This is a genomic window from Flavobacterium sp. (genome assembly GCF_043780635.1).
In the GTDB taxonomy this organism is placed as follows: Bacteria; Bacteroidota; Bacteroidia; order Flavobacteriales; family Flavobacteriaceae; genus Flavobacterium.
Map to the genome: position 1 here is coordinate 1 of NZ_JAYWCK010000173.1, position 9080 is coordinate 9080.

Consider the following 9080-nt stretch of genomic DNA (forward strand, 5'->3'; position numbering starts at 1 on the left):
TAAAACAACGAATGTTGGTATTAAAGGAAAAAGGAAGAAAGCCGGCTGGGATAACGATTATCTCGAATATCTAATCAAATTATGATGCGTTTGCCCTGAGTTTCTACCCATTAATTAGTGATATTGAGCAATTGAAAGAATTGGATCGTTGGTTAGTGAGCACAGTTTTAAATGTTTTAAAATTAAGAAAGAAAAGGTTAACTAGCAAAGTTCCAAATTTCAACGATACTCAATTTCCATTTTATTGTTCTAAAGATCAATTAATTGAACATTGTAAAATAAATGGTTTATTAGAAATACCAAGCTTTTTAAGAATATATAATGCTATGCAAATTGGTTTAAAAAATGAAGGCATTGAAAGAGTAATGAATCCTCTGTCGGGTTACTACGAGTAATTAATGAATTACCTGTAACATTTCCAAATGAACAGCACAAAGTGCCTTAAATAAAGATTACTCTCAATCCTCCCAAAGCAGTTTTTTTTGCATTTTTACGAATGACTGGTTTGCAAATGTTGAGTGTACAAACCCCCCAAAAAGGACTTGGTGCTGCTCCATCGTCAAATGGAATACAATACAAAAATAGTTTTGGCATTTACATCTATTGTTTGGTAAAGTTTTTAAGCTACAAGAAATTGGCGATTTCGAATTACTAAACAGCTGGCCACCAACGAAATTGATACGAAGCACATAGTTTCATTTAACCACTGAACCGCCAATTTCTTGTAGGTGCTGTTATAAGCTGGTGTTCTGCCTTTCGATGAACTAAATATCAATGTCTCGAAGTATGTATTCATATTTTTCTTTTCCAGTCGCAGAGTTAAAAATTATTGTTTTCAAAATTGTCCCCTTACAAAAGTCGCCTACGTGTAATTGTTTTATCTGTTCAATTAACTCGTTAGGAAACGTTCCGTAAAATCTTTCTTTGTCAGTCGAGAATATTTCAAAGCGTCCTTTTAAGCTTAGAGTAATTATTTCACCTTCGAAATTAATTTCTTCTGGTTCTGAAAGCTTAATACTATTTAAGGTGTTATAGAGTGACAGGATTTTTTCCTTTGTTCCTTCCCAACTTTTTACCGTTTCGTTAGGAGTATGCCAAGTCAAATCCAATTCTAAATCATCTTTATTTAATTCTTCAAAAAAGTCTGAATAGTATTTGATGCTTCTTGAACCAACAATTGAAATATTGTCAATTATTTGTTCAGGATTTTGAGAATTTAGTAAGTCAAATACATTGTCTAGAGAACTTTGAATAACGCTGTTACCAAATAAGTCGGGTGACGTTTTTGCTGATAAATAAAAAATTGTTGAACCTTTGCCAATCCCTTCAAGTCTCAAGTCAATAGTTTCATTTATAATAGTATCAATTTTAACCCCACCTTTATTTCCAAATTGAAAATACTTTGAAGTATTAAATACTGCGTTAGAAAATGAATTTGTAAGTCCACCAACTAATGCTAATGGAAATGTTCCGAACCTTGCAACTTTTCCTTTGAAACGAAGTTGAACAATTTCTTTTTCTCTTTTTAAATTCTCTTGATAAAGTTGGTTTTGCAAGTCATCAATTTGACTTTTTAAATTATCAATTGTGATTTTTAATGAAAAGTTTTGAGTCTCTTTATTTAAGGCAATAGAGTATTCTTCAACTACTGCTGAAAGTTGAGAAATATTATCAGTTATTTTCTTAATTGATGCCATAATACAATCTTGGTATTCCTTTAGGTTGCTCGTTTCTAGAAAAACCAAACCAACCTCTCCAATAACTTCTATTGTTTATATCATTCGAAGGTAATAATAAAATATCTATTGAATATCTGATTTTAGAAAGCTCACGGTCAAATAATTCTTGTAGTAACGGCCTTTTTTCTAACGGTAAATTGTTTACTTCATTGACGTCAAAAACAATTAGAATGTCCATATCACCTGGCTCAGGTTTATTTGTCGAATAAGAACCGTCTAGCCAAATTTCAGCTTTTAATCCTAACTCAGAAAATTTTTCAATGTAAGCCCGAAATCTGTCTGTAAGATATTGTCTTCGTTCTCCATTTTCAAAAGGAGTTACAAATATCTCGTCAAGATTATCAAAATTTATATCGTGAAAACCTGCTGGATATATTGGGTCAAATTCCATCAACATTGGTTTTACTTAAATTAAATATCATCAGGTTCTGGAGCATCGTGAAAGTCATAACCGTAGCGATTGACTTCTGTCCCCCCTTTAATTTCAACTTGGTCATTATTAAATGCACCAACTGGGTATTCCCAAACCTCATATTCTATTTCTATTTCATTTTCACACTCATCGCAATTGAAAGTATGTTCCCAAGTGTAACCGTTTTCAGATCCCATTTGTCTTTCGCTACCAGAAGTCGCATCAAAATCAGCTTCGTCTGCTGTAAAGTCGTGTTGTTTACCGCATTTGTTGCAGGTAAGTGAGAAAGTTCCATTTACAATACTCATATTTTCTGTTTTTTAATTGTTTGTTATTTATTGATGTCTGTTCTTACACTTGCTTGCAACGTCCCCGCACTACAAGCAGTTTGGGACTAAATTAAGCCCTATTTTCGGATTTGCCAAATCTTCCAAATACAAGACCAATTTTAAATTAAGCCTAATACACAAATTGCTTGTAGCGTGTGATAGCTGTGGTTTATTTTCTGCTTTCTGAAATTAAAGTGTTATCATCGTGAAATTCTAAACCTTTAGTGGTTGGATTTATTTTTACATAAATAGTATAATAAGGTTTCGGAGATAAATCCTTTATGGCATATGAAAGTTTGTCATTAGGATAATTTTCATAATGTTCGGTTATTAAATCAGAGAATTTTTCCATCGCATTTTCCCATTCATATAAACTTAAATTATTATCAAATAGCATTTTAATTTGTCTTTTAGTTTTTGTTTCTATGAGAATTGATACAGCTAAAGACTGACTGTAAGTTTTTGATAATTTTTCAGTCGATAGTGTAGCAGGAACTAAATGAGCATTTATTTCTTTTCCTTTAGCTAACATTTTTTTACAAAACGATTTAAGGGATTGATAATTATCTTTTCCCGCTTCGCCAAGAAAAGCATCAAAATATGGTTTTAAAATATATGTTGCGAGGAAAGTTGGTACAATCCATTCCATCGCAGAATATGCTTCATTTTTTTGCTTCTCAATTTGAATATTTAGTTTTTCCAAATCAAGTTCAGAAATGTCTTTTTCGATTAGTTCTTCTGGAAAATTTTCAGGGTAAACAATTAATAAATGTAAATTTTCTTGCATTTCTACGGTTTTTGGTTAAAACACAGCCAACTTATCAATACTCGCTAAAAAGTAACGACTATACACCCAAAAATGAGAAGATTGTCGCTAAGCAGTAACGTATTGCGAGTGCTAATTTATACAAATTTTATTACAAATAAGATTCTTATTACAATAAATATTCTTACCTACCCCGCCTTCGCAAACCCACTCACAAAAGTTTCTACAAATCCAATAATCTTACTCAAAATCCTGTCACCTGTTTTCTTGCGTTCCAATACTTTGGGTTTTTCTCCTTCAATTAAATCTAGGAGTTCGTCTCGTAATGGTTCCCGCTCCGCAAAGAGGTAATTTTCTATGAGTTTTTCTGTTTTTTCTTCGGATAGGTTTTCTTCTTGCACCAATTGTTTGAAGGCTTTTATTTGCTCTTCGTTCCAGTATTTTTCAAACTGGTCTGGGAGGTCTTCGGTGTCTTCTATGTTGGGAAGATTTTCTAGTATGAAACGTTCTATCAATTCTCGTTTGCTTCGCAAGTTGGCTTCTCCTGTAAGTAAATCGATGATTTCTTTTTGCTTCTTGGTTTTCTCGTGTGGATCAGCATTTTTAAGTGTTGCTAATAGATGCAAGATGTATGTAACATTGATTTCGTCTCGGTGTATTAATTCCAATTCAAAATCGACGTCTTCTAAAATCGATACCTTTTCTTTCGTGTGGTTATTTTTGACTTTATCGTATAAATCAAGGTATTTGCTTTTATAGTCTTCAAAAAGTTGCTCGTCCATATCTAAATCCTCCATCGTGAAATCGGAGAAAGTGGTCAGCACATTTTTAAGTCGCATCAATTCTCGGAATGCTTTTACAAATTCCAACTCGTCCTTTTCGCTTTGTAAATCGTTTACGCTGTTTACCGTTGGTACAATCTTCAAAAGTGCTGCAACCGCTTCACTAAATTGCTGTACATAATCCTCATACGGCTGCATAATGATAACGTCTATGGCATCTTTGTTCGAGAAGAGTGCAATCGCATCATCTGTAGCTTTTTTGAGGTTACGGAAGACTATTATGTTCCCCTGTGATTTCTGCTCATTTAGGATTCTGTTCGTTCTGGAATAGGCTTGAATTAATCCGTGATGTTTCAAGTTTTTGTCCACGTACATTGTGTTCAGGTTTGGACTGTCAAAACCCGTTAAAAACATATTGACAACTAACAAAACATCAATCTTTTTGTTCTTGACATTTTTGGAAATATCATTATAATAATTGTAGAATAAAACGCTGTCTTTGGTAGAGAATTTTGTGCCAAACATAGTGTTATAATCTCCAATAAATTCATCTAGTTTTTCTCTGGAATGTTTATTCAAACCATACAATGCTTTTGGTTCTTCGACTACAGAAAGTTCTTCTGGAATGAAGCCATTGGCATCTGCATCATCTTCATTGGCAGCGTAACTGAAAATAGTTGCGATTTTCAAATTGTGTTTGCCTTCCAACTTTTTGGCTTGAAGGATTTCGTAGTATTTTATCAAAGTTTCCACACTACTAACACAAAACATTGCAGTAAATTCCTTGCTGTGGGTTTTGCGGTTGTGGTTGTCAATGATGTAATCAGCAATTTTATTCAAACGCAAAGGCGATTCCATTAATTCCTTGGTATCTATGTCTTCTACCTCAATATCGATGTTGGTTTTGCTGTCATCTTTTTGTTTATAACGCCCCACATATTCGACGGAAAACTTCAAAACATTCTCGTCTTTTATAGCATCCGTAATGACGTATTTGTGCAAACATTCGCCAAATAATTCTTTGGTGGTGCGTTTTCCTAATTCATTTTTCACGGCATTATCGGCAAAAATTGGCGTTCCCGTAAAGCCAAATAACTGAATATTATTGAAAAAAGATTTAATACGGTTGTGGGTTTCTCCAAATTGCGAACGGTGGCACTCATCAAAAATAAAGACAGTCCGCTCGTCTTTGAGTTTAGCCATTTTATCCAAATACTGCTTTTTGCTGATAGCGGTATTAAGTTTTTGAATAGTGGTTACAATTAGTTTTGTATCGTCTGTAAACTGATTTACCAATGCTTTGGTATTGTCAGTTCCGTCGATGCTTCCTTTGCTGAAACTATTAAATTCTTTGGTAGTTTGGTAATCTAAATCCTTTCTGTCCACCACAAAAACCACTTTTTTGACCTGTGGTAAATTCATTAAGATCTGACTAGCTTTAAACGATGTCAAGGTTTTTCCCGAACCTGTTGTGTGCCATATATACGCGTTTTTGTTGGTGTTCTTTACCGTTTCAACCAATGCTTCTACGGCATAATATTGATACGGGCGTAGCACCATTAATATTTTATAGGCTTCACTTAACACAATGTATTTGCATATCATTTTGGAAATATGGCAAGGTTCTAAAAAGTCTGTGGTAAAACCGTTTAATATATTCGTCAGGCGATTGTTGGCTACATCTGTCCAATAAAAAGTTTGTTTGAAAGACTGGTTTCTATTATTGGCGTAGTGTTTTGTATTCACTCCGTTACTGATAACGAAAATCTGGACGTATTGAAACAAGGCGGAATTAGCTCCAAAAGAATGGCGTTGGTAGCGATTGATTTGGTTAAACGCTTCTTTAAGTTCCAGTCCTCGACGTTTCAATTCGATTTGCACCATTGGCAAACCATTAATTAGCAACGTAACATCGTATCTGTTTTTGTAAACACCATCTATAGCAATTTGGTGCGTAACCTGAAATTGGTTTTGACACCAATGTTCCGAATTGATGAACTCAAAATATAAATCCTCTCCGTTGTCTTTTATAATATGTTGCCGTTCTCGAAGCGTTTTGGCTTTTTCAAAAACAGAACCTTTACTCAAAATATTAAGTACCCGCTCAAATTCTTTGGGTGAGAACTGTTTTTTGTTGTGCTTCTCTAGTTGTGATTTAAGATTAGTAAGCAGGTCTTTTTCGTCAACAATAGTCACTAAACCATAGCCCATATTTTGCAATTGGACTACCAATTGTTCTTCAAGGATTTGTTCGGGTTGTTTTGCCATTATACTTTATTCAAAAATGAAATTACATTTGGAGTATAAATAGCCAAATAATCAATAGTTTCTTTAACAATATGATTTACAAAGCCATTATAAAAATCATTTTTGTTATATAACTTATTAAGTAATTCAGGGTTTTGTAGGTCTATTTCATAATTATCATACTCTGTAAAACGTTTTACAGCAGACCAATAATTACTATCCTTTTTACCGAACATTTCATACTCAGGTAAATATTTACCATTCATAGTAAAAACCCCTATAATGATACCCTTACCAAAGAATGGATCTACATTAACAGAAAAATTCTGAATCCCAAATAAAAGTTTATCCCCTTGGTATCCTTTTATCCGTATCCATATTTGAGAATAAGTTGCTTCGGTTCCATTTCCAAAACTAATAGAATATTTTTCACTCAAGTGATTTGTTAAGGAATCATAAATACTTTGCCTAATCTTATTATTAAATTCTGCAATGGCTTTTTTTACATTAGCAGCAAGATATAAAGAGGCTTCATAATTTTGTAAAATAATATCGAAAAGTTCATCTTCTTCCTTATCATCCATAGTGTGTGTCAATTTTTTTATTAAAATAATATATTGTTTGATTGTCTCTCTCAATATTGGGGAATCCGCAGCTTCTTTTGAACATAATGTTAGCCATTTTACGATAATGGAGCTGTAAGAAATATTAAAAAAATGTATTCCAGATTTTAATTCACCCTTACTCCCTTCTGTTGGTTCGTCACCTTTTAACGTAAGGTAGTATACCTCATTCTTTAATTTATTATGATTGCAATATCTTTCTATCTGTGCTAATTGATCACCAGCATTAATCTTGTTTTCTATAGAAAGACAATTGCCCTTTTTATCCCAAATATAAATATCAATTCTACCTCCTGTTTTGTCCGTTATATCACGAAACCCAATGTGATGTTCTGTTTTTACTTTTGCCGTGGCTACATCTATAGTATTGTTGTTTATGCATTTTAAAAAAAGCTCTAGAAATACACTTCCTTTAAAGTGTGTCCCTGATGGGTCTAATAAAGCAGCTAGAAAGGCAGAATGAGTAGCGTTTTCACGAGTTTCCATTTTTAGAATGGAAAAAACATTGAATTTCTCATCTTTAAGTAATTCTTTCTCTTTTTGATGCTTTAAAATTTGCCTGATAGACCGCAATACTACTTTATGTTGATGTAAATCCATAATACCTTATCTTATTTTCTCTAAATACGGATTAACTGTATTATAAAATCTCACCATCGCATCAGCATACCAATCAATTAAGTCATTCCAATACAATTCTTCACTAAACTTACCTTCAAGACTGCTTACTTGTTCTTTTGTCATTTCAAATTTAATCCGTGACGCTTTCTTATTATCTAATCTTTCCCATTCAATTTTCCCTTCAAATTTGCTCTCAATAGCATCTTTGTATTTATACATAGCATCAAAAAGTTCTTTATTTGTGTCATTAGACAAGTACAGTTCTACTCTAAAATTATGTCTACCTAAACAATAACCATAATATCCCTTACCTTTTGAAAATCCAATATTATAATACGGATTTGGACCTACTCGCTCTAAGAAATCTATCTTGTTTTCTTTTAATTTAGCCTTTAATAAAGTCCAAAACTTGGTTAATCTAAGTTCGGATTCTTCAACTGTTTTACTTTTTGCACTTTCTTCTTTTTCTTTTTCTTTGGCATCAATCATAAATTCAGCTGTTTCTGGCAAGGGTATAATTTGTTCCACCTGCAGGAAAACATCATCACCCATAGAATAAGGAGTTGCTCTAAAACACTTTATTTGTATGTCGTGTTTCAACAGCCACAAGACCGTTGATGTAACCTCTTTTCGATAGTTATTAGCAACAAATATCATTCGCTGGTCATTCCTATTCAGCAAAAGTTCTTCTTCACTTATTTCTAAAAAATCAAGGAGATTTTGTTTTGCATCTTCACTATTTTGCCACTTATTTAAGTAGTCTTGGTAAATTTTAATAATTTGCGATGTTGTTAGAGTCGAACAATAGGATGTATATTTCAGTGCTTGCCAAACAACATCTCTACCAGTATCGTCAAGTTTGTTTTCTATTATTACAAGACCTCCATTTTTGTTGATAGCTAATAAATCTAGCCTTTCATTAGTATCATTAAAACCGTCATATTCTTTTTGAATGATGAGCAAATCTTCTCCTAACATTTCAGGATTTTTAGCAATCCATTCTTGCAAGTGGTCACGCTCTTTTATTTTGAGTTCCTTGAAAAGTCTTTTTTCAAGCTTTTCCACATTATTAGTTGATTTATTTATTTTGTACATAGTGTGTTATTTTAAATAAACATTTGTTGTAATAATCCTTTTTTCCATACCTCAGTATTTGAAATCTGCGCTTGACAATTATTGATTTTATCATCTATAGCTGATAGAAAATTAGCGATTTTGGTTTGTTCTTCTTTGGAAATTGGCAATACTAACCAAAAAGCAACCAAATCCTTTTTTTGAATATTTGGTAATCCTGAACCAACTCTTAATTTCATTATTTCAGCTTCATTGTACTTTAATAATTGAAATAAAAAATCATTGTCAGTTTCTTTGGCATTATTAATTTCAATAGAATAGTTATGGCCGCCACTCCAAAATTTTACTTTAAAGAAATTAATATATCCACAAGAATTTCCTCCTTCACTACAGGGCAAACGCACCAGTTTTTTTTTAAAAACTATATAATTATCTGAATATAAATGGTTTAATGCTTGTTTTATAATAAAAAATATCATATATTATA

General features: G+C 32.6%; 10 protein-coding genes. 1 reads left to right on the plus strand and 9 read right to left on the minus strand.

The window, feature by feature from the left end; all coding sequences use genetic code 11:
• Positions 1–131: 131 nt before the first annotated feature.
• Entirely contained in the window at positions 132–395 is a 264-nt protein-coding gene (locus ACH2BV_RS15480) for a hypothetical protein (RefSeq protein ID WP_395051687.1), read from the plus strand.
• A 46-nt stretch (positions 396–441) separates the two neighbouring features.
• Here the strand turns inward: ACH2BV_RS15480 and ACH2BV_RS15485 are convergent, their stop codons facing one another.
• The 9 genes from ACH2BV_RS15485 to ACH2BV_RS15525 form a co-directional block, all read right to left on the minus strand.
• Entirely contained in the window at positions 442–594 is a 153-nt protein-coding gene (locus ACH2BV_RS15485; RefSeq protein WP_395051688.1) for a hypothetical protein, read from the minus strand.
• Positions 595–764: 170 nt separating this feature from the next.
• Positions 765–1697, minus strand: coding sequence for a hypothetical protein (locus tag ACH2BV_RS15490; protein WP_395051689.1), 933 nt, complete (start codon positions 1695–1697; stop codon positions 765–767).
• Entirely contained in the window at positions 1684–2130 is a 447-nt protein-coding gene (locus tag ACH2BV_RS15495) for a DUF6932 family protein (RefSeq protein ID WP_395051690.1), read from the minus strand. Before ACH2BV_RS15495 ends, ACH2BV_RS15490 begins: the two co-directional genes overlap by 14 nt.
• 20 nt (positions 2131–2150) lie before the next feature.
• Entirely contained in the window at positions 2151–2459 is a 309-nt protein-coding gene (locus ACH2BV_RS15500) for a hypothetical protein (protein WP_395051691.1), read from the minus strand.
• Positions 2460–2649: 190 nt separating this feature from the next.
• Positions 2650–3267: a hypothetical protein gene (locus ACH2BV_RS15505; protein ID WP_395051692.1), complete on the minus strand. Its 618-nt coding sequence runs from the start codon at positions 3265–3267 to the stop codon at positions 2650–2652.
• Positions 3268–3434: 167 nt separating this feature from the next.
• A complete protein-coding gene (locus ACH2BV_RS15510; RefSeq protein WP_395051693.1) occupies positions 3435–6296 on the minus strand; it encodes a type I restriction endonuclease subunit R in 2862 nt (953 codons plus the stop codon).
• The gene (locus ACH2BV_RS15515) at positions 6296–7498 is read right to left on the minus strand and encodes a PD-(D/E)XK nuclease family protein (protein WP_395051694.1); all 1203 of its coding nucleotides are present in this window, start codon (positions 7496–7498) and stop codon (positions 6296–6298) included. Before ACH2BV_RS15515 ends, ACH2BV_RS15510 begins: the two co-directional genes overlap by 1 nt.
• Before the next feature lie 6 nt (positions 7499–7504).
• The gene (locus ACH2BV_RS15520; protein ID WP_395051695.1) at positions 7505–8614 is read right to left on the minus strand and encodes a DUF4268 domain-containing protein; all 1110 of its coding nucleotides are present in this window, start codon (positions 8612–8614) and stop codon (positions 7505–7507) included.
• 11 nt (positions 8615–8625) lie between these two features.
• A complete protein-coding gene (locus tag ACH2BV_RS15525; protein ID WP_395051696.1) occupies positions 8626–9072 on the minus strand; it encodes a restriction endonuclease subunit S in 447 nt (148 codons plus the stop codon).
• Positions 9073–9080: the final 8 nt, after the last annotated feature.